The sequence below is a fragment of the Methanosarcina siciliae T4/M genome, from assembly GCF_000970085.1.
GTDB classification, from domain to species: Archaea; Halobacteriota; Methanosarcinia; order Methanosarcinales; family Methanosarcinaceae; genus Methanosarcina; species Methanosarcina siciliae.
This window is the reverse complement of sequence record NZ_CP009506.1, coordinates 2,382,601-2,404,916: the sequence shown is the minus strand read 5'-3', so window position 1 is coordinate 2,404,916 and position 22,316 is coordinate 2,382,601. Positions and strand designations below refer to the sequence as shown.

The following is a 22,316-nucleotide window of genomic DNA, read 5'->3' as shown; positions in this document are numbered from 1 at the left end:
ATCCCATTTGAGCGCGTCGATACCGACGAGGCAATTACGATGGACGATTGCGTTCAGATTAATAAGGCGTTAGATATGGAAATGGTCAAGACGCTGTTTCTGTGCAACAGAAAGCAGACAGATTTTTTTCTTTATGTTACCACAGCAGACAAGCCGTTTAGCGCAAAGGAGTTCAGTAATGCATTGGGTATTTCCCGCGTTTCTTTTGCTCCTGCGTACTTGATGGGAAAGATGCTGGGAACAAAGATAGGTGCGACGACTGTTTTCAGCGCCTTATTGGATAAGGACAATGGGGTACAGATTGCTTTCGATAAAGACGTTCTTGCGGAAGAATGGTATGGGTGCAGCGACGGCACAACTACCGGGTTTATGAAAATCAAAACATCACAAATCTTCCATGATTTTCTGACGTTTACAAAACACTCTCCCAAGATTATTCACGTGTAGAGAAAGAAAGGTGAATAATTTGAGTTTGTATCAAAACAGAATTGTTGTCAAAGTAGGGACTTCTACCTTGACAAATTATATAGGGAAAAGCGATCTGCGTTCCTTTGACCGCATTGCCTGTGTACTGTCCGATATTCAGAACATGGGCCATGAAGTCATTTTAGTTTCATCTGGCGCGATTGCTGTGGGCACGAATAAGCTGCAAATGAAAACACGCCCAACGAGTATGCGTTTGAAGCAGGCTGCCGCTGCGGTAGGACAATGCAGCATTATGTACTTATACGACAAATTTTTCAATGACTACGACAAGACTATCGCACAGATTTTGTTGAACGCCGAGGATATGGAAATTGAGGAAAAGAAGGAAAATCTGATAAACACCTTTGACGCCTTGCTCGAAATGGGCATTATCCCGGTTGTAAATGAAAACGACTCGGTTAGCTATACCGAAATAGAATCGGAAGATAGACTGTTTGGCGATAACGATATGCTTTCTGCGGTTGTCGCAGTATTGTGCAGAGCGCAGAAACTCGTCATTCTGTCCGACATTGACGGCCTTTATGACAGCGATCCTCGCCTCCATCCCAACGCAAAACGGATAGAGTGTATCAACGCAATAGACGAGGGCGTGCAATCATTGGCCGGGGGAGCTGGTTCCCGGCGTGGTACAGGCGGTATGAAAACGAAACTGCAAGCCGCAAAGCTGGCAACTGCGCAGGGGATTGATACTATCATTACAAACGGCAAAAATCCGTCTGATCTGTATGAAATCGTCAAAGGGGGCAGCGTTGGTACGCTTTTTGTCGGTAAACGATAATATACGGAGCCGAAAAGCAAACTGCAAAATTTCTATTTATTGGGCATTGGTAGGTAATTAAATGCACACTTTTAAGGGTTTTTAGGTGAAAGCCAGATCCTCAGCTGTTAAAGGCAAACTGTCATGGAATTTAACGTCGTTCCTTATTGTGACAGTCCATTTTAACCCGTCACTACTTATCGTATAATTCGTTGTCAGACCATTGATCAGATTCGCTTGCTGTCCCTTATTAAAAGCGTACTCTAAACCAGAGGTTCCCCGGTGAATTTAGTTCCCCGGATTCTTCTGATACCATTTGGCCCAAGCCCATTGCGTCGGAGGGAGAAAATACGAAAAGTCTCCCTCCGGCGCTCTGGAATAGATCTTCCAGTTTATGAAGAAATACTGAAATTTTGCAGTCAAGAATTATTTATGTCATCCAGATAAACGACATCATGGCATAGCCTTTTGATTAAATTTATTTCATGGCTTACGACCAGTACTCCGATATTCATTTTTTCAACCACGTCCAGAACAATATTCCAGATTTGAGCCTGGGTAATGGCATCCACCATTGTGGTTATTTCGTCAGCTATTAAAAATTTGGTTTCGGGACTTAAAGCCCTTGCAAGAGCAAATCTCTGGAGTTCACCTCCCGACAGCTCATTGGGCCAGCGGTCAAGCCATTTCTGTTTTATTCCGAAGGAATCAAGAATATCCCGGGGAACCGTATGGCCTTCATTCAAAATATCCTTCATTTTCCATCTGGGGTTTACGGCTTTTTCAGGGTGCTGAAAGACGAGCTGGACCGGGTTATAACCTTTTGAGGAAATTGCTTTTTCGTCGAGACTTACCTTTCCCTGATAATTGTTTTCATAGCCAGCCAGGATTTTACAGAGGGTTGATTTACCGCTTCCACTGTCCCCTATCAGTCCCAGCACCTCTCCACTACCTACAGAGATATTTACATTGTTTAAAATCAGATGATCTCTTTTGTACCCGAAACTGATATTCTCGCCTTTAAGGGACATTATTGCACCTCACCCCTCCTCCGTTTATCATTTTAAACTGAGGGATACCTTTAGAGCAAAGTTCACTCTTTTTAGGACACCTTTCATAAAAGACACATCCATCAAGAACTTCGTCCAGCATTGGCTGATGCCCTTTAATTGCCTGGAATTTGTTCTGGGGAAGGGCTTTCCAGAGAGCCCGGGTATATGGGTGCCTTAAATTCTCTCCGTCATTTTTGAAATCTTCAACATTTGCTACTTCCAGAACCGTCCCTGCATAGAATACTGCAATTTTATCCGAGATTTTTAACGCAGCTTCGATATCATGAGTGATGAGGATAACCGCACAGCCCCTGTTTGCCATGTCCTTGAAGTAACTCAGGGTTTCATTCAGGGTTTTTTCGTCCAGGCCCGGAGTCGGTTCGTCAGCAATAACTAGCTTTGCAGAACCCATCACGGCAGTAGAAACCAGAACCCTTCGGGTCATCCCTCCCGAAAGCTCATGGGGAAACATTCTCTCAACATCCGGTTTTAAATCGTATTTCCGGAAGATATCCCGCTGGAGCTGCTTCATCGTGCCTTCGTTTTCCTCATCAACGGAGCCTATCACCTGATTCGAAATCCTCATCAAAGGGTCAAGGTAGGTTGTGGACTGAGGGACAAGCGCTATTTCTTTTCCCCGTATTTTTTCTTTTATCCCCTGAGTAAGTTTTTTGCCATTGTATTCCATATTCCCGGCAAGTTTAGCGTTTGAAGGCAAAATCCCTAAAATCGCATGGGCAAGAAGACTTTTACCGGACCCGCTCGAGCCGACAACAGCCAGAACCTCACCTCTGTAAGCTTCTATGCTCAAATTACAGATCACTTTTAACTCGGTTTGCCGGAGTCCGGCAGCATATTGGATGAAAGAAAGAGAAAGGTCTTCTACTTTTAATAGAGGCTCAGTCTCCTTCTTTTCTCCAGAGTTTATTTCGGTTTTATTTCCCATATTGACACCATTCAGATCTTATTCTAGATTCATAAGCACATATTCGTGAGCACTTATTCGTGAGCACTTTTTGGGTCCATCAATTTTCCTAAATTTTCTCCGATCAGATCAAATGCCAGAACCACTATCAGCAGGGATAAACCCGGGAAGAAAGCAAGCCACCAGTATCCTGCGGAGAGGTACCTCATAGACTCTGACAGAATTATGCCGATTGCCGGTTCATGGGGAGAAAGTCCGAATCCCAGGAATGTGACGGATGCTTCGTGCAAAATGGCGTGAGGAAACAGCAAAATCGTACCCAGCAAGATCTGGGGGATTAAATGGGGCAGGATATGTTTTGTGGCTATCCACCACTTTGATTTGCCAAGGTTTCTGGAGATATGGATATATTCCTGGGTTTTTAGCTGCTTGATTTCGGCCCTTACAACCCTGGTCAGGCTTGTCCAGTGCGTCAATGCAACCCCGACAATAACCCCTGTAGCTCCTCCTCCCAGGCCTATGGATATAAGGATTATTAACAGCAGGTGAGGAATTGAAAGAAAGAGGTCCACAAGCCAGGACACGAAAGAGTCAGCTGTCTTTCCTACACTTGAAAGCAGGCCTAAAATAACGGTCAGGAAAGTACTGATAACGGAGGCAAAAGCCCCTATCACTATACTCAGGCCAAGGCCTTCCAGTGTCCTTGTAAACATGTCTCTTCCCATCCAGTCGGTCCCGAAGGGGTGTTCAAGGGATGGAGCAAGGTTTTTGGAGCCAAAGTCCGTTGGTAAGGACTCGCCTTCTACAAAGAGGCTGGAAACCACTATTGTAAGCAGCAATAGGGACGTGAAACCGATTATCAGAAACGTCTTCTGCCTTAAATTCAACCCCGGGAATAATCTTCTGTTAACGGTTACGACAGTGGTACTCATATTGTTGCCTCCTGCTGTTTTATCCTGGGGTCTATGAATTCGTAGATAATATCGGCAATCAGGTTTCCGAAAAAGACGAACACCGCACTTACGAGAACTATGCCCAGAAGCAGGGGCACATCCGACCTCAGCCCGGCTGCCACCGTGGCCTGCCCGATTCCGGGATAGGAAAAGACCTGCTCAACCAGAACCGTGCCGCCAAAGAGTTCACTGAAACTTAAAAACTGCAGGGTAATGGCCGGGAGGGCAACGTTCCTGACCCCGTGCCTTAAAACCAGGTCCAGCCCTTTTTCACCTCTTGCTTTTGCAAATAAGATATAATCGCTGGACATAACTTCGACTAATTTTTCTCGGGTAAACATTGCAATCTGGGCAACGCCGAGTAAACTCAAAGTCAGTGCAGGGAGGATTAAGTGCTCTATCCGGTCAAAGAAAGTCACGTTTTCAGCCGTAACACCTATGGGTACACTTAAACCTATAGGGAACCAGCCCAGCTGCACGGAAAATATCATCAAAAAAACCAGGGCCAGCCAGAATGTCGGAGTTGCGGTTAAGATGTAACAGTAGGTTTTTATTGCCCGGTCAAACAGGGTCCCTTTATGCATTCCGGAAGCGATTCCCAAAATGAAGCCCAGAACCCCTGAAATCAGCCAGGAAGAAGCCATCAGAGCCAGAGACGCCGTAAACCGTTCTTTAATCACGTCAATTACAGGCATCCTGTAAATCAACGAGACTCCAAAATCCCCTCTGAACAGATTTCCGGCCCAGTTCAGGAATTTCTCTTCCGGAGGCGTGTTAACTCCCCAGTACTCTTCGAGTTGAGCTTTATGCTCCGCACTCACCGCCATCTCTCCAAGATAAGCTCGAACGGGATCTATAGGAGAATACTGGATTAGCATAAAACTTACAAAAGAAACTATAAGCAAGAGGCTTATTAGCCGGAGAATTTTCTTCCCTATAAAGCCTGATATTTTTGCATTTTCTGACACGTAATTCCCTCATTCACAGCGATCATAATACAACTATATTTCACACCAATGACACATATTATTAATAATTGATCAAATTTTCACACTCAGGAATTGAAAAACAGGCTCCTACAAGCATCAGCTTCCATAAGCAATCTTCAATTATCCCCTGCCGATCCTGACTTAAGGTAAAAATGTACCATGAGTGATATTTACACCATTTTTACTGCAAATATCACTCACCTGAAGTTATCACTCACCTGAAGCCGAGCTGGATTCATCTATCCTTGTCCACTCATAGATATTTCCCAAGATATCTGACCCGGCGTTCTGTTGAGGAGTCCCGAGGTCCAGGGTTTCGTCCACAGCATACAGATAATCCGTTGTGACCAGCCATAACCAGGTTGCATCGCCTGCAGGCCCGTAACCGGTGTTCCCATCGTATGCAGCTAACTGCCAGTATTTTGTGGCCTGGGCCTGGTCTGCCGACCTTAGAGCCGATTCCAGATAACCGTCTACCACAGGATTACTGTAAAGGCCCGGATTCATGTAAGTAGCATCGGCTTTTTTACTGTGGTACTGGTGATACAGATTGAAGGTATCTATACTGCTGTAAACGTACAGGACAGCTGAACTGTACTGGTTTGCGTAGATCTCGTCCCAGTTTGCGCCTATAAGGTTTATTTTTATACCCATTTCCCGGGCCTGCTCGCTTACAGCCACTGAAAGAGCCTGCCTTGTCTGGTCCGAGGAAGAATAGTACAGGTCAAATTCCGCCTCAGTCCCGTTCTTTTCCCGGATCCCGTCACCATCCGGGTCTTCCCACCCCGCAGCTTCGAGGATTTTTATGGCTTCCTCGAGATTCGATTTCTTAATTTTAGCTTCAGGGTTTCCGAATTCCCGCTGGTCCACTCCGGTATATTCCACATCTCCTTTTCCATACAGGACTCCGTCAAGTATAGCTTTCCTGTCGATCCCTGTGTTCAGGGCTTTTCGGATTGCTATATCGGCTGTTACATTATTGCCTATAGGATCGCCCTGAAGGCTTTTATTGCCGGTATTATACTTCATAGGGAAAGAGACCCCGAAGGCCCTTGAGGAGGGAAGGGAGATAAAGTCGTACCCGTCTATGGTTTGATTTACATTGTTGATTTCAATTTCAGCTATGTCCACTTTCCCGGACTTTGCAGCTGCAAATGCAGTATCTTTATCCAGGAATAACATGGTTATTTTTTTGAAGTACGGCTCCTGTCCGTAGTAATCGGGATTGTATTCAAATATTGCCTGCTGGCCCCTATCCCACTGGACCAGCTTGTACGGGCCTGACCCAACCGGATTGCGCCCGTAAGTCTCTTTTTCATATGCAAGTTCCGGCACGATTCCTACGTACCTGAGCCGCCATATGAAACTGGACTGAGGTTCCTTTAATTTGAATTCGACTGCGGTATCGTTTATTACCCTGGCACTTTCAAGATTACTCATGTCCAGTTCGGAATTACTGCCAACTGCGGTATTGAAGGTAAACGCCACGTCACTTGCAGTTAATTTTTCCCCGTTTGAGAATTTGACATTATCCCTTACATTTACGGTCCAGGTCTTCCCGTCGGGGCTGACAGAGTAACCTGTAGCAAGATCGTTAATTATACTCCCGTCATCAGCCGATTTAAAAAGGGTACTCTGTACCAGCGGCTCAAAATTCACATGCCCGCACCCCCACCCCTGCAGCGGATCAAAGCCTGCATCCGGTTCTCCAGTATGTGAATAAACATTCACAACAAGTTCATCGGAAGCTCCGGAAACCGAATTGACCGGCTCCCCGGCTGACATAAAAACTAAAATAAGCGCCAGAACTACAACTACTACCCCTAGCAGCAAATATTGCTGGTTTTTTTTAATTTAAATCCCTCCTCCTTCCTTTATGCATAATCAGGACATAGCCCAGCCTTACTCATTAGCCAGATATTTTTCAGGATCATTTTCTAGCCCAATCTTAATCATTAGTCCGGGTATTACTCACGATAACTTCCTGGCCCCGTATTACTCATGATCAGATACTCAGCTCCCGGCAGGAAATCAAAAAGAAAAAAAGGGAGTTTAAGTAAAATCGAAACCTAACTCCCGGTTTAGTTTTCCGTGCGTTTCCATTCCAGGATGTTCCCGAAGATGTTTGCACCGTGAGGCTGGATTCTGGGGGTCCCGATATCCAGGTCCTCGTCCATAATGTAGACGTAATTGATGGTTGCCATCCAGAGCCAGGTAGCGTCTCCTTTTTCGGAAAAGCCCGTTGTCCCGTCCCAGGCAGCAAGCTGCCAGTTTTCATTTGCAGCGTCCTGGTCAAAACTGGTTATGGCAGCTCTCAGGTAGCCGTCCACAGCAGGATTGCTGTACATTATTACGTTGTTGTAGTTTGACGGGTCGTAGCTCTTGCTGTAGTACCGCAAATAGATGTCAGTCGGGTCCAGCGAACCGTAACCGAAAACCACCGGAGTAGAATGGACAAGGGTATCAATTTCATCCCAGCTTTTACCCTCAACATTAATGTTTATCCCAAGTTTTCTGGCTTCTTCTGAGATAGAAACTGCCAGTGCCTGCCTTTCCATCGCATTGGAAGGATACAGCAGGGTAAACTCGGCTTTTTCTCCGTTCTTCTCAAGAATGCCGTCTCCGTCAGTATCTTCCCAGCCGGCTTCGGATAAAATCTCCTTTGCGCCCTCGGGGTCTCCGTCTTCAAAAATAGCTTCCTTATTGCCCCAGGGTAATTTATCCACACCTGTGAACTCCTCTTTTCCCTGTCCGTTTAATGCCCCATCGATCAGGACCTGCCTGTCTATTCCGATATTCAGGGCTTTTCTTATTGCAGCATCAGAAGTTACATTATTTCCGATTGCGTAGCCGTTTTCATCTTTCTCGCCCGTATTTGCCTGCAGGGGGAAGCTTATTCCACGGGCATCAATAGAGTCAAGGGAAACTATTTTCATCCCATCTACTTCCTGATAGGCGTATGAAGCCGGAATTTCGGCAAGGTCTACCTGTCCAGCCTTCGCTGCTGCAAAAGCCGCATCCGAGGTCATGAAGAGCATTGTTATCTTTTTAAAGTAAGGTTCCTGCCCGTAATAATCCGGGTTTGCTTCAAAGATGACCTGCTGTCCCTTATCCCACTGCACGAACATGTACGGGCCCGACCCGATAGGATTCTGCCCGTAAGATTCACTGTAGGCGTGTTCGGGGACAATCCCCAGGGCTACGAGCTTATTGATAAAAGTAGATTGAGGGTCATTCAGGTGAAATTCGACAGTATAATTATCAATTGCTGAAGCGTTTTCCAGCATGGATAAATCCAGACTCCCACTGCCGGCTGCTGCCGTATTAAAGGTGAAAGCCACATCTTCAGCTGTTAAAGGCACTCCGTCATGGAATTTAACATCGTCCCTTATTGTAACGGTCCACTTTAACCCGTCACTGCTTACCGTATAATTCGTTGCCAGATCATTGATCAGATTCGCCTGGCTGTCCAGTTTGAAAAGTGTACTCTGGACAAGGGGTTCACTGCTTTTGCCCCAGCCACTAATAGGGTTAAAGCCTGCTTCCGGCTCTCCCCCGTGGGTCCCTACGGCTGCTATAAGTTCATCCGATCCCTGGGAATCAAGTTCGTCAGCTCCTTCTGCTACCGTTTCCCCGGAAACCTGGGAAGCCTGGTCAACAGACTCCGAATCCGCAGCAGGGCTGGACATCGAACTGATAACAACAAAAGCTGCTATAATTATGATTATTGAGCCTATAAGCAAATATTGCTGGTTTTTCTTAATCGAAACTCCTCCTCACTTTAAATTAACGCCTTAATAATCTTGACAGCAGAACCGGTACCGTACTGCCTGAAAAGATTTTCAAATAACACCTTTGTGGGAAAAAAACACCGCCAAAGTAATATTTTTTCTATAATTTTTGTTATTAAAAGACTTAAAACAATTTTTCTATAAATACTTTCCTAAAAAAACGTGTTACGAATTTATTTGTTTCTTAAATATATATAACACTAAAAACGATATTTTTCTCTCTCATCAGCCTTTTGATTGACAGAAACTATAAATGCTGAAAATGAGCCTGAAATTTGATGGTTCCAGAGATTATCAAAAGGCATTATGCAGTAAAATTAAGGTCAAAACCCGAACCCTACCTTGACATATTTAAAAACAAAAGTTTAATAGAAAGAAAAGCATATTTTGAGATGTTCCCAAACCACTAAAAACCCCGTTTTTCTTGTATTTATAAAGGGTTTGATAATTTTCCAGCAAGAATTTTGACCCGAAAAAAGGGGTGATTTCAGGCCTTTTCTGGCCAAATAACGGAAATTTTTGCCCTATTCGTGAGCAAGATCCACTAAAACAAGGATTGAAACTGAAGAAATAGGAACCCAGAAGAAAGTTACAATCAATTCGTGAGCAAGATCCACTAAAACAAGGATTGAAACATTACAGCGGGTCTACGGTCCTGTACTCGAGTGGGGAATTCGTGAGCAAGATCCACTAAAACAAGGATTGAAACATTGACCCGGTGCCCCCGCCTTTCTTTAGTCCCGGGATTCGTGAGCAAGATCCACTAAAACAAGGATTGAAACTATATCAGTAAGTGTTAGTTATCTTTGCAGGCGAACGATTCGTGAGCAAGATCCACTAAAACAAGGATTGAAACTTGAAAATGATGGGTGAAACGAATGGCCGAAAAAAAAATTCGTGAGCAAGATCCACTAAAACAAGGATTGAAACTATCCTCGCGGCTGTCAATATCATGATCATATTGCATTCGTGAGCAAGATCCACTAAAACAAGGATTGAAACTCCTTAACGCTCGTTTATGGGACAGAAAAAAACAAAATTCGTGAGCAAGATCCACTAAAACAAGGATTGAAACTTGATTTGATTGCCCCAAGTCTGGACATTTCCGAAAATTCGTGAGCAAGATCCACTAAAACAAGGATTGAAACGCCGTTCGATATACGAAAATGTGTCTATGCCCGATTCGTGAGCAAGATCCACTAAAACAAGGATTGAAACCATTGAACAGACCTCTCAGAAGCGGTGTAGGTATTCGTGAGCAAGATCCACTAAAACAAGGATTGAAACATTTTCCTTTTTTAAATCCCCTATCCACTTTCATGTAATTCGTGAGCAAGATCCACTAAAACAAGGATTGAAACTCGTCTTCGGTAAGGTCCTCATCATCCTCAGAGAAATTCGTGAGCAAGATCCACTAAAACAAGGATTGAAACTAAAAATCATTAATATATCAAAGACGATTGCACAAAATTCGTGAGCAAGATCCACTAAAACAAGGATTGAAACTATATGAGTTTAGCGTATTAGAATATAGAGAATAAGTATTCGTGAGCAAGATCCACTAAAACAAGGATTGAAACAACAATGACCAAAATTGACCATGAAGATACAAGAAAATTCGTGAGCAAGATCCACTAAAACAAGGATTGAAACCTTGCTTCAGTGCCACCAAGTGCTCCCAAAAGCTCATTCGTGAGCAAGATCCACTAAAACAAGGATTGAAACAAAAATACGATATAGAAGAAGAACGAAAGGAAGCCCAATTCGTGAGCAAGATCCACTAAAACAAGGATTGAAACATAACGGGCTGTTCATCTATCATTTTGATAAGTTCTATTCGTGAGCAAGATCCACTAAAACAAGGATTGAAACCATTAAGAAGTTCGCAGACACTCACACAATAGAAGAAATTCGTGAGCAAGATCCACTAAAACAAGGATTGAAACTTCTCTCCTTCTGCGTTTCCGTGGCAACATCAATCATATTCGTGAGCAAGATCCACTAAAACAAGGATTGAAACTATTTGAAATTTGTATCCTTGAGAAGATACTCCATCATTCGTGAGCAAGATCCACTAAAACAAGGATTGAAACTTCTTCAGTCATTCATCTTCCTCCAAAATCTTCTTAATATTCGTGAGCAAGATCCACTAAAACAAGGATTGAAACTTCGATGTAGTTTGAGGTTCCCCCGTTTAGTTCGGCATTCGTGAGCAAGATCCACTAAAACAAGGATTGAAACATTTTGAACTGCATCAAGATAAAGTATTTGCATATCGATTCGTGAGCAAGATCCACTAAAACAAGGATTGAAACGTATTTCAAATTCTGTATTGTATTCAGTCATGTGTTATTCGTGAGCAAGATCCACTAAAACAAGGATTGAAACCAGTATCCGTTTTTCACTGCAATTCTTCGTTTTCTTCATTCGTGAGCAAGATCCACTAAAACAAGGATTGAAACCTACGTCGCGAATTCTACCGCCGATGATACAGGCGAATTCGTGAGCAAGATCCACTAAAACAAGGATTGAAACATTTGATATGCGGATGTTTTTTCTTCTGTTCAATCAGATTCGTGAGCAAGATCCACTAAAACAAGGATTGAAACACAAGAACCTGTAAATCATCTACAGGAATAGTAGCATTCGTGAGCAAGATCCACTAAAACAAGGATTGAAACGACCGTTCCCCGCGTAAGTATCATCTGCGGACCAATTCGTGAGCAAGATCCACTAAAACAAGGATTGAAACTTGATATTGAACTCATGGGAACTCAGATAATTTCACTATTCGTGAGCAAGATCCACTAAAACAAGGATTGAAACTAAGTCTGCGCTTGTTAGCTGTTAACCCGCAGTTAATATTCGTGAGCAAGATCCACTAAAACAAGGATTGAAACAGTTTTATGTATATGTATACATCAAACCCAATCAATATTCGTGAGCAAGATCCACTAAAACAAGGATTGAAACTAATTTGAAGGATTACAACCCCAAGAAAAATTAAAGATTCGTGAGCAAGATCCACTAAAACAAGGATTGAAACCAAGTATAACATAGGTGACTCGGTAAGCGTTGGGATATTCGTGAGCAAGATCCACTAAAACAAGGATTGAAACTAAGAGCTGCCAGAACCATAACGCCCATGAATATCGCAAGGATTCGTGAGCAAGATCCACTAAAACAAGGATTGAAACGGTACTCTCGTTTTCTCATGATGACCGGGTCGGTAGGGATTCGTGAGCAAGATCCACTAAAACAAGGATTGAAACACCCTGGGTGTTCGTTCAGATTATCAGTAAGTGAATATATTCGTGAGCAAGATCCACTAAAACAAGGATTGAAACCTTCATTGCAATCAGGACATATTCTTATTATGGGAAATTCGTGAGCAAGATCCACTAAAACAAGGATTGAAACGTCTTCTCATAGCATTCACGCTTTTACCTGGATTTGATTCGTGAGCAAGATCCACTAAAACAAGGATTGAAACCAATATTCTGAATATGAACACTCAGCAATCAAAAAATTCGTGAGCAAGATCCACTAAAACAAGGATTGAAACTGGATTCCGAAGAAGGAGAATCATTAAAATCTAAAATTCGTGAGCAAGATCCACTAAAACAAGGATTGAAACAAAAGTACAGATGTGTTTTGTCCGGGCAGTACAAATTGATTCGTGAGCAAGATCCACTAAAACAAGGATTGAAACCTCTCCAAAAATCAATATAAAGAGTTGAGGGAACTATTCGTGAGCAAGATCCACTAAAACAAGGATTGAAACTAGTGAGTATACGGGGGTCAATGGGGTTTATATGTGATTCGTGAGCAAGATCCACTAAAACAAGGATTGAAACCGATTTCTACGGTGATACGGTGAAAATTGCAAAAAATTCGTGAGCAAGATCCACTAAAACAAGGATTGAAACTAAGGTGGAAAAGATGTCTGATACAAAAGCAAGTGAATTCGTGAGCAAGATCCACTAAAACAAGGATTGAAACCGGCTGTATGATCTTCTAAGGGAGCTCTGGGACTATATTCGTGAGCAAGATCCACTAAAACAAGGATTGAAACATATAAGCATCAGTAGGTGAAGTATCGAACCTGACAATTCGTGAGCAAGATCCACTAAAACAAGGATTGAAACTTAATAATGCTGTCAATTTCATCATCTGATGGTTCCTCATTCGTGAGCAAGATCCACTAAAACAAGGATTGAAACCAGATACATGGATCTGTCCCAGCCGCTGCATTGACATTCGTGAGCAAGATCCACTAAAACAAGGATTGAAACCAAGCATCAGGTACCGAGTCGGGGACCAGGAAGCAATATTCGTGAGCAAGATCCACTAAAACAAGGATTGAAACTAATTCCCGTACACGACTTCATCAAAATTCAATAGAATTCGTGAGCAAGATCCACTAAAACAAGGATTGAAACACTTCTTGTTCTGTGGAATTGGTAATATCAAACCACTGTATTCGTGAGCAAGATCCACTAAAACAAGGATTGAAACTAATCCGGCTACAGCCTGGGAGAGGTCGGTATAAATTCGTGAGCAAGATCCACTAAAACAAGGATTGAAACACAAATTCTATGTAGATGTTCCGAATGTTCAGATAAAAATTCGTGAGCAAGATCCACTAAAACAAGGATTGAAACTACTTGCCTTTGTGGACGTTGATTGTAGGCATCTTGTATTCGTGAGCAAGATCCACTAAAACAAGGATTGAAACACAAGGGTGCCAACGGTTTCCCCCACTTCGATTTCATTCGTGAGCAAGATCCACTAAAACAAGGATTGAAACCCATCTGCTCCAAGTTCAATTGCGAACCTGCCAAGGATTCGTGAGCAAGATCCACTAAAACAAGGATTGAAACAATAGCATCTCGTCTATGGCATCGAGGTCTTCTCTATTCGTGAGCAAGATCCACTAAAACAAGGATTGAAACCCTTTGATTTTACAGGCAGGCCATTATAATGATTTATTCGTGAGCAAGATCCACTAAAACAAGGATTAAAACTTGAACTCGCTTCCGAATTGAGAAAGATATTCCAATTCGTGAGCAAGATCCACTAAAACAAGGATTGAAACTGTTTTCCCGGGGGACAAATGGGCACCGTTTGATTTATTCGTGAGCAAGATCCACTAAAACAAGGATTGAAACGTGCAGTTTCAACAACCCAACGGTACGTTTTCCCGATTCGTGAGCAAGATCCACTAAAACAAGGATTGAAACTAACAGGTACCCCGACTCCGTACAACGGGCCTATAATTCGTGAGCAAGATCCACTAAAACAAGGATTGAAACTCATTTTCTTCCCTCTACTCTCTCCGAACCTCGCAATTCGTGAGCAAGATCCACTAAAACAAGGATTGAAACATTAACAACCATTACAACCATCGAAACAGCAGCTATATTCGTGAGCAAGATCCATTAAAATAAGGATGAAACTAATATATCACAAAATCGAGAAACTGTCTCTTATCATTCGTTAGCAAGACGGTTAAAAGTTTATTCGGTTTTTTGTCACTTCACCTTTTAAGGGTGACTGAAGCTTATCTTTTGTGCCTTTTGCTTATAGTACCTGTACTTTTAATATTTTTTAAGCACTATAGGTAAACTTTTCATACTGGCGTGGAAATATAAGCTATTTAAATAAGAGAAGGGGGACTGATGGAGTTGATTGCTTCCAAAATTACTGCTGTTTTTTCTCTGGTAGCGTTTGCATTTATTCACAGCCTGACTGCTAGCCTGCCTTTCAAACGCCTGGTCATGAGAGTTGCCGGTCCAGGAGCGGAAAAGCTCTATCTGCCGGCATACAGCCTTGTTGCAGGGCTGACGATACTGCCACTTGTCTATCAGATCTACAAAAATCCGGGGCGGGTTCTTTACAAAATACCTTCGCCCTGGCGCTGGCTCATGGTTGGGGGGCAGTTAATTGCCGGAATGCTTGCTCCTATAGCTTTTATGGATGCCCCTCACCGGTTCAAAGTACGCTCGCAGCTAGCTGGCCCGCAGGCTTCCGAAGCAGATTCCCTGAAGATCCGGGGTGTTTACAGGTGGGTAAGGGATCCCTTTCTGCTCTCAGGGCTGGTCATGGTATGGCTCACTCCCGTCATGACCGTCAACCTGCTTGTCGTATACATTTTGACTACCATATACTTTTATCTGGGGTCTCTTCACTGGGAGACAAGACTGCTGGCGCAGTTCGATGACGAGTACAGAGAGTACCAAAAGCGGGTTCACAGGATAATCCCCGGATTAAGGGGAAGCGTTAAAGAATCGGATCAATCCTCAGTTAATATATAAGAGTAAATATAATTGAAATATAAGGGTAAATGTAATTGAAATATAAGAGTAAATATAATTAAGACCAAGCTTAACGTAAACCAGGAAATACCATAAACCATGCTCGGGAGAAACAGGCAGGTTGGTCAAAGCTTATGATAAAAGCAGGCAGTTCTTTTTTCCACAATGGAAAACGCGGTACTATCGGCGCTATAATCGCCCTCAAAGGAGTGCTTTACATGGTTACGGTTTCCCATATATTCCGGGGAGAGGGGGACCGTCTGACAGTTAATGGAATGGAACTTGTTGTTACCGGAATTTTGAAAGATTATGATTTAGCCCTGATAGAGCTTCCTCATGGCACTGCGGTTGAAATCACCGAGTTTGGCAGCCCGGCAGAGCTGGAACTGGCTGAGCTTATCAATGACACCCGTACTATCCATTATTGCAGGGTGGTTAATTCGGGAGCTTCACTGCTTTTTCTGGGTTTCCAGTGCCATGATATGCCGGAGCCGGAGGATAGCGGTTCTCCTATCGTTCAGGGGGGAAAGGTAATAGGGATAATGTACTCGGTAACACTGGACACCTGCATGGGAATGGCAGTTTCATCTAAAATTCTCCGCAGCCTGGAAGTATAACGATGCTGCGATGCTGAAAACTAATTTCACGTTCGATTTTACTTCCTTTTTATCTTAACTTTCTTTTTATCTTAACTTCCTTTTTATCTTAACTTCCTTTTTATCTTAACTTCCTTTTTATTTTAACTTCCTTTTTATCTTAACTTCCTTTCCTCTGCAGATAAAAAGCGATAGGAAAACCGACCAGAGTAGGAATCCAGAAAGAAAACACCCTGTATCCGAGTACGACGACTACAGCAACCGAGCTGGGTACTCCAAGTCCGGTATATAGTGCAATCATCGTACTCTCCACAACCCCTACTCCTCCGGGGACTACAAAAGCCATTTTTCCGAAGAGCAGGGGAAGCCCGTATCCTATAAGCAGGACTTCGAGACCTACAGGATGTCCTGCGGCTATAAAAAATAAGTAAAGAGTCAGCGCATCAAAACCTATTGAAAAGGCTGCAAGCAGTGCCGGGAACTGCCAGCCTCCATCATGGAGTATATCAAGGGCTGCAAAGAGCCTGCTAACCGAGTTCTCGGTTGAAGTCGGGGTAAAAGGCCTGCGTAGAAGCCTTGCGAATGAAGATGCTATTCCTAGAGCTACGGCTTTAAAACGAGCCCTGTGGTTTCTTCCCCAGCTTACTGCTGCAACTCCAAAGCTCAGTATGCTGAGGATCAGGAGAAAGGCATAAAACTGTATGGTGGAGAGTTCGTGAGCTAAGAGCAGGTGGACTATCCCGGCTGCTGCCAGTAACGTTAAAATTGCATTATTGAATATGGTGGGCAGCGTACCTGCAAGTCCCGAACCCTCTGCGCTTACTCCGGATTTTCGTACCCAGCTGTAAGTAGCTGCTGCATTTCCTAAAGTACCCCCTGCAAGCATCCCCATGCTCGCTGCAGCAAGAGTTATGCAAGCTCCCTTTAAGATGGAGAGTTGCTGGTTAACTATTGCCAGAATAGAATTTATGAGATACCCGTATCCTATGTAACTTATAAGCTCGGCAACGGCAGCGAGCAGTACAGCCCATAAAGCCATTGTCCTGATAACCTGAAGGGACGATTCAACCGAAGCAAGCTGGGGAAGGACCAGATGAACAGCCAGCCCCAGGAAAATAAGGGTTGGAAGGTAATGGCCTGCCCTCAAGGCAAGGGGCGGAGGAGAAACCAGGATTTTATGATTATTGTTTTTATTTTCGTTTTTATTTTCATTTTTATTTCCCGGCATCTTCAAACCTTCCTGTCCGTTATCTCCATCTATAATCCTCTGAACCTTAATATTCATTTTTATCTTATTTTTCATTTTTTGACAGAACTTTTTACAAAAATACGGGATAAGAATCTTTGACATCTGAGGTAAATGCGATGAACTAAAGATGAAACTGTTTCATGCGGCGAAGCAAGTTGTAGCGAGATGAGCATGAAACTGTTTCCTGTAAATCATCACAGCCTTTAATTATTATAACGGAGAATTCTTTCCCATGGTAGAGACTGTATCTATTATTTTTCCCTTTATTTACGCTGCGCTTAATGCGGTTTCATTTGCCCTGTACGGGCTGGATAAATATAAAGCGAGAAAGGAATTGTGGCGGATCCCGGAAAAAACCCTGCTAACAATTTCCCTCTTCGGGCCTATCGGTGCCTGGCTCGGAATGATGCAGTTCAGGCATAAGACCCAGAAAACCATGTTCAGATATCTTGTACCGGGGTTTGTTGGAGTTCACCTCCTGCTGGTGCTCTGGCTAAATTTGTAAACCTGTATAAAGGCCTGATGACCGCATAGTAATGGTGAAAGTGGGCTGGAAAAATGGAGATACATTGTTACATTAATTTATTTTTTTGTAAAATGTTTTTTATACTATTTTCTGCATAAGATAAGAGGTATCACAGTTTTCATTCCTTATCCTGGATGGGGGTACACTCTGGCGATAGGTTTTGGGAACTTCAGATGAATGGGGGACTGAGGAATTGAGATTACCTGGGAATAAAGAGTTCCTGGGGATTAAAATAACATGGGGATAAAAAGGAACCGGGAAACAAGGACAATCGGTGTAAAGATAACCGGGTGTAAAGATAACCGGGTGTAAAGGTAACCGGGTGTAAAGGTAACCGGGTGTAAAGATATCTTAAACTATTCTTGTACTATTTTGAGTTTATTTGGGGAGTCTTAATGGCGGGTAAAGACAGGATCAAAATTGCCATTGCAGGGGTTGGAAACTGTGCAAGTTCGCTTCTGCAGGGGATTGAGTATTACAGAAAAAACGAGGACGCAGATGCGATAGGCCTGATGCATCGGGACCTTGGAGGCTACTTCCCGTATGACATTGAATTGGCAGCTGCTTTCGATATCGACCGGAGGAAGATTGGAAAAGACGTTTCCGAAGCAATTTTTTCCCTTCCGAACTGCACAACTGTTTTCTTTCCAGATGTGCCGAAGACAGGCATTGAAATTAGCCTGGGGAGGGTTCTCGATGGCTGTTCCGAGCATCTTTTCAATTATCCCGAAGAGTGCAGGTTCCTGCCCGTGGAAGGGGAGGGGGCAACAAAAGAGGAAATAGTAAGTGTCCTGCAAAATTCTGGAGCCGAGATTCTTGTAAATTACATGCCTGTGGGTTCCGAAGAAGCTGCCCGATTCTATGCCGAATGCGCCCTTGAAGCAGGCTGTGCATTTATCAACAATATGCCTGTTTTTATTGCGAGCAACCCTGAATGGGCAAAACGCTTTGAAGAAAAGCAGCTTCCGATCATCGGCGATGACATAAAGTCCCAGCTCGGAGCAACCATAGTCCACAGGACTCTTGCCGACCTGTTCAAAAAACGTGGAGTAAAGATCGAAAGGACGTATCAGCTGAACACAGGTGGAAACACCGATTTCCTAAATATGCTAAACCGGAACCGGCTTGTGTCCAAAAAGATCTCGAAAACCGAAGCTGTGCAGTCAGTGCTTGCCGAGCGGCTTGAAAACGGAAATATCCATGTAGGCCCGAGTGACTATGTTTCCTGGCAGAAAGATAACAAGGTCTGCTTCCTGCGGATTGAAGGCAAACTCTTCGGAGATGTGCCCATGAACCTTGAATTAAGGCTTTCGGTAGAAGACTCCCCAAACTCTGCCGGGGTCGTAATTGACGCTATCAGGTGCTGCAAACTTGCACTTGAAAGGGGAAAAGGCGGAATTCTTTATCAGCCGTCCGCATATTTCATGAAACACCCTCCAAAACAGTATCCGGATGATGAGGCATACCGCATGATTGAGGAGTTTATTGCAGGAAATCAGTAGTGAAAGAAGCACTTAACATAAATGCAATACGAGTGGTTCTGTCAGACAGTTGGTTTTGTAATACCGCTGAGCTGCGATCGGTTGATCCTATATCTGGCATGTACGGTTGTTGCAACAGGTTCCGTCGGAGATGAGGAGTGATCTGACCACCTGTGGGCCTCCTTCAGTTCCTGAGAATCGCGCTCTGTCTGGTCGGCATAAGCTACAGCAAAATCAGTTATTGCCCCGCAAAAGAGTCACTTTTGCCGATGTATCCTGAAATGCAGGCTGTATTCCCTGTTCTGGCGTAGTCTTTCTTCCCGACGTAGGGTTCCAGAACCGACGGGCCGGCTTCTTTTGGCTTTTTGTTCTTCGGGTAGGATCTCACCCGGACGTGCAAGCAGGAGAGGATTGTTGCGAATTTGTCTTTTGCCGTTGCCCGCCTTCCGAGCATTTTTTTGCCAGCCCTTTTCGAGGCCTGATCAAACACCTCGAGGACTTTATCCGTCTCCACCTGGTAATACCACACGTCCAGAAAAGCAGTCTGGGAAAGAAGTACCATGGCTTTGCGGTAATTTTTGCCGACATTGACGGGCAAGAGCTGGTCAAGACGTGTCCTGTCCTGTTCCTGAAGCAGACCAATTGGGTCGGTTTGGGAAGGAGCGGGTACCCACATAGCCCATGACTGCTGCAGGGCACCTGTTCTGTATTGCCGATTAAGGCCAACCTACATGTAAGCATCGGATATCTCTAAGCATCGAATCTTTTTTATTCCCGCCAGCTCCTCTCCATTTTCTCGTACAGTCCAAGTAAATTATTTCGCGTGATCTTGAAATATGGGTGGTCGGGCCCATATTCTTTTTCAATTATGTCCAGGGCTTTTTCGTAGAGGTCGATCGCGGTTTCGTATTCACCCATGCTTTCATGAAGACCTGCGAGGTTGTTCAGAGTTGTGCCGACATCGGGGTGTGTGGGGCCCAGTGTGTTTTCATAGATCTTGAGAGCGCGGGAGTAGAGGGGGAGAGCTTTTTTGTGCTGGCCGAGGATTCTGTGCAGTTCCCCAAGGTTGTTTAAGGTCTTGGCAACTTCGGGATTGTCCGGGCCAAGGATTCGCTCGCGGATTTCTAGGGCACGAGTGTAAAGTTCAAGGGCTTTTTCATGTCGGTTTTTCTGGACATAGACACCTGCAAGGTTGTTCAGGGTCGTGGCAAAGCCTGAATGTTCGGTTTTCCCCAGTTTTTCCATGATCTCAAGTGAGCGCGTATAGAGGATCATGGCTTTTTCATATCGTGTTGTCTGGAAATATAGCAGAGCAAGGTTGTTCAGGGTCTGGGCTATCTGGGGGTGTTCATTCCCGTAGATCTTTTCCTGGAGTTTCAGGGCCTGCCCGTATCTTTCCTCGGCGTCCTCAAGTTTGCCCATTTCCGAGAGAAGTACCCCCAGATTGTTCAGGGTGCCGGCAGTATAAGCCAGGACTCTTCTATTCTCAGGCTCCTTTTCTTTGAGTTTTTCGAGCAACCCGAGGGCGCGGATAAAATACTCTTCGGCCTTTTCGGGCTTTTCCATTCCCTGATAGTAAAAAGCCATTCTATTAAGTGTCCTGACAGTTCCCAGGTCCTCAGGACTCAGAAACTTTTCCTGAATTTCAAGAGCCCGGTTATAATACAGAAGGGCTTCTTCGGGCCTATCCATCACATAGTAGAGGATTCCAAGTTCACTGAGCGTGTCTCCGGTCTCAGGCCTGTCCTGCCCTAAAGTTTTTTCCCGGATGCTGAGGGCTTTTAAATACAGCTTCATGGCTTCTTCAAGATTTCCCATGTATCGGTAAATCCCTCCAAGTCCGTTTAATGCAGCCGCAGTCCCCAGGGCTTCCGGGCCGAGCTCCTTTTCCGCAATATCAAGTAGCTCTTCATATATGGGTAATAGCACTTCCCAGGTTGCAGACCTGTAGAACGGCTCGGCTGCACCTATAAACCAGCTTATAAGCACCTCCGTCTTCAGCACCTCTTTTGCATGCCTGAAAGCTTCCTTTAAGCTGATTTCATCTTCCGGTGTGAGCAGTTCAGGATCCAGATCCTTTAACCTCTGATTATATCCTTCAAATAGAACCCTGTGGTTTTCTTCCTTTGACTCTTTCTTTAACTCTTTCTTTTTTTCTCCCTTTTTCACGTCTCTTTCTTCATTTTCAATAAAACCGCTTTCAGTAAAAATTTCCGCTTTTGTCGAACCTTTCCTTGAACTAGCCGTAAATCACCCCTCCTGAATGAAAAGCAGAATCATTAAGATCTTTTAATGGGACTTCTAGCTGGAAATATTCATAATTGAGCCTATATAAGATATCCCAGTTATATTAGTGTATCACAGGCATTAAGGTATGTTCTTACCATACAACCTTATTTGCGATACTATGACTTTAGTATTAATCTTAAAGTATTCGTCGGATACTCTCCAGTTATTCTTTTGTTTTTTAGATGATGTCTTTTTTTAACAAAACCACATATATTTGTCTACTGATCAGGTTTTTTCTTGTCAATTAACATAGTTTTTATATGTCTTGAATTCAATAACTATTTGATATTCGAACTTTATTAAATTCTATCATATATAGATAAAATAAATAAGGCAATTGACTTACCATATGGTAAGTTTTTCGAATTGGGGAAAACGATGGGGAACGTTATACAATTGCCTAAGGGAGTCTGCCAAGGATACTGTTTGCTTTTATCTCATGATATTTAGAAAATATATAATCCAGTTTATGGACTTATAGAAGCCTATGGCCTGCAGGAGCCTGCTAAATTTAGTATTGCAGGGTTTGGATAAAAATTGCCAATTTGCCGGAAGCATCTGTATTTTTCCAGGTCTCTTAATATATGCAGATTGAGGGACCATGGAAATGAAAAGTACACTTGTTGTTGAGGCCAGTCCTGTAATTATGAAACTCATCAGGTTCCTTCTTCGCACTTTTGGCTATGAGAGCAGAGAAGCCGGGGACGGGTTCGAAGCTCTCAAAATTGCTAAAGAAAACAGGTTCGATCCCATACTCCTTGACATGAGGGGAGGTTCTTAAAAGAAGGATCTGGCGGTTATATCTCAAAGTCCATGATGTCGGCAGATTCAAATCAATCATAGATACCTGCACAGTCGTTTACCAGGTATTGTGAAATTTACACAGGTTCTGATCCTTTAAGAGG

General features: G+C 43.6%; 18 protein-coding genes and 1 CRISPR repeat array. Of the genes, 8 read left to right on the top strand and 10 right to left on the bottom strand.

All coding sequences use genetic code 11. From position 1 onward, the window contains the following. The first annotated feature begins 39 nt into the window (after positions 1–39). Entirely contained in the window at positions 40–447 is a 408-nt protein-coding gene (locus tag MSSIT_RS10195; RefSeq protein WP_197080361.1) for a YbaK/EbsC family protein, read from the top strand. A gap of 10 nt (positions 448–457) precedes the next feature. Next, positions 458–1,264 carry a glutamate 5-kinase gene (gene proB / locus MSSIT_RS10190; protein WP_197080360.1) on the top strand — a complete coding sequence of 269 codons (807 nt, stop codon included), beginning with the start codon at positions 458–460 and terminating at the stop codon, positions 1,262–1,264. Between the two features lie 81 nt (positions 1,265–1,345). On the opposite strand, the gene MSSIT_RS24725 is transcribed toward proB, so the two are convergent. The 7 genes from MSSIT_RS24725 to MSSIT_RS10160 all read right to left on the bottom strand — a co-directional run bounded on the left by MSSIT_RS24725 (position 1,346) and on the right by MSSIT_RS10160 (position 8,905). Further along, on the bottom strand, positions 1,346–1,444 hold the full coding sequence (locus MSSIT_RS24725) for an ABC transporter substrate-binding protein (protein ID WP_231590541.1): 99 nt from the start codon (positions 1,442–1,444) through the stop codon (positions 1,346–1,348). Positions 1,445–1,662: 218 nt separating this feature from the next. Further along, entirely contained in the window at positions 1,663–2,274 is a 612-nt protein-coding gene (locus tag MSSIT_RS10185; protein WP_048172142.1) for an ABC transporter ATP-binding protein, read from the bottom strand. Continuing rightward, on the bottom strand, positions 2,264–3,241 hold the full coding sequence (locus MSSIT_RS10180; protein WP_048172141.1) for an oligopeptide/dipeptide ABC transporter ATP-binding protein: 978 nt from the start codon (positions 3,239–3,241) through the stop codon (positions 2,264–2,266). The genes MSSIT_RS10185 and MSSIT_RS10180 overlap by 11 nt, the downstream gene beginning before the upstream one ends. A 53-nt stretch (positions 3,242–3,294) precedes the next feature. Further along, on the bottom strand, positions 3,295–4,152 hold the full coding sequence (locus MSSIT_RS10175) for an ABC transporter permease (RefSeq protein ID WP_048172139.1): 858 nt from the start codon (positions 4,150–4,152) through the stop codon (positions 3,295–3,297). Further along, on the bottom strand, positions 4,149–5,141 hold the full coding sequence (locus MSSIT_RS10170) for an ABC transporter permease (protein ID WP_048172137.1): 993 nt from the start codon (positions 5,139–5,141) through the stop codon (positions 4,149–4,151). Before MSSIT_RS10170 ends, MSSIT_RS10175 begins: the two co-directional genes overlap by 4 nt. Positions 5,142–5,372: 231 nt before the next feature. Further along, positions 5,373–6,947 (bottom strand): ABC transporter substrate-binding protein, encoded by a 1,575-nt coding sequence (locus MSSIT_RS10165; RefSeq protein ID WP_231590503.1) that lies wholly within the window; start codon positions 6,945–6,947, stop codon positions 5,373–5,375. Positions 6,948–7,243: 296 nt separating this feature from the next. Then, entirely contained in the window at positions 7,244–8,905 is a 1,662-nt protein-coding gene (locus MSSIT_RS10160; RefSeq protein ID WP_156158841.1) for an ABC transporter substrate-binding protein, read from the bottom strand. A 326-nt stretch (positions 8,906–9,231) separates the two neighbouring features. Between MSSIT_RS10160 and MSSIT_RS25305 the strand changes: the two genes are divergently transcribed. From MSSIT_RS25305 to MSSIT_RS10150, 3 genes are all read left to right on the top strand, one after another. Further along, a complete protein-coding gene (locus MSSIT_RS25305; protein WP_269430092.1) occupies positions 9,232–9,363 on the top strand; it encodes a hypothetical protein in 132 nt (43 codons plus the stop codon). Positions 9,364–9,479: 116 nt separating this feature from the next. Continuing rightward, positions 9,480–14,413: a CRISPR direct-repeat array (repeat unit 37 nt; unit sequence ATTCGTGAGCAAGATCCACTAAAACAAGGATTGAAAC). 221 nt (positions 14,414–14,634) lie between these two features. Continuing rightward, positions 14,635–15,270 (top strand): methyltransferase family protein, encoded by a 636-nt coding sequence (locus MSSIT_RS10155; RefSeq protein ID WP_394296905.1) that lies wholly within the window; start codon positions 14,635–14,637, stop codon positions 15,268–15,270. Between the two features lie 134 nt (positions 15,271–15,404). Beyond that, positions 15,405–15,887, top strand: coding sequence for a hypothetical protein (locus MSSIT_RS10150; RefSeq protein ID WP_048172132.1), 483 nt, complete (start codon positions 15,405–15,407; stop codon positions 15,885–15,887). A gap of 139 nt (positions 15,888–16,026) precedes the next feature. Here MSSIT_RS10150 and MSSIT_RS10145 read toward each other — a convergent pair whose 3' ends face one another. Next, on the bottom strand, positions 16,027–17,151 hold the full coding sequence (locus MSSIT_RS10145) for a lysylphosphatidylglycerol synthase transmembrane domain-containing protein (protein ID WP_231590502.1): 1,125 nt from the start codon (positions 17,149–17,151) through the stop codon (positions 16,027–16,029). 196 nt (positions 17,152–17,347) lie between these two features. Between MSSIT_RS10145 and MSSIT_RS10140 the strand changes: the two genes are divergently transcribed. Further along, complete coding sequence (locus MSSIT_RS10140; RefSeq protein ID WP_048172130.1) at positions 17,348–17,620, top strand: DUF1294 domain-containing protein; 273 nt, start codon at positions 17,348–17,350, stop codon at positions 17,618–17,620. Positions 17,621–18,036: 416 nt separating this feature from the next. After that, positions 18,037–19,143, top strand: a complete 1,107-nt coding sequence (locus MSSIT_RS10135) for an inositol-3-phosphate synthase (protein ID WP_048172128.1) — start codon at positions 18,037–18,039, stop codon at positions 19,141–19,143. A 217-nt stretch (positions 19,144–19,360) separates the two neighbouring features. On the opposite strand, the gene MSSIT_RS10130 is transcribed toward MSSIT_RS10135, so the two are convergent. Both MSSIT_RS10130 and MSSIT_RS10125 read right to left on the bottom strand, forming a co-directional pair. After that, positions 19,361–19,798 carry a hypothetical protein gene (locus MSSIT_RS10130; RefSeq protein WP_048172126.1) on the bottom strand — a complete coding sequence of 146 codons (438 nt, stop codon included), beginning with the start codon at positions 19,796–19,798 and terminating at the stop codon, positions 19,361–19,363. Positions 19,799–19,890: 92 nt separating this feature from the next. Next, on the bottom strand, positions 19,891–21,291 hold the full coding sequence (locus tag MSSIT_RS10125) for a tetratricopeptide repeat protein (protein ID WP_082088949.1): 1,401 nt from the start codon (positions 21,289–21,291) through the stop codon (positions 19,891–19,893). Between the two features lie 727 nt (positions 21,292–22,018). On the opposite strand from MSSIT_RS10125, the gene MSSIT_RS24720 reads away from it, so the two are divergent. After that, a complete protein-coding gene (locus tag MSSIT_RS24720) occupies positions 22,019–22,192 on the top strand; it encodes a response regulator (RefSeq protein ID WP_231590501.1) in 174 nt (57 codons plus the stop codon). The last annotated feature ends 124 nt before the right edge of the window (positions 22,193–22,316 follow it).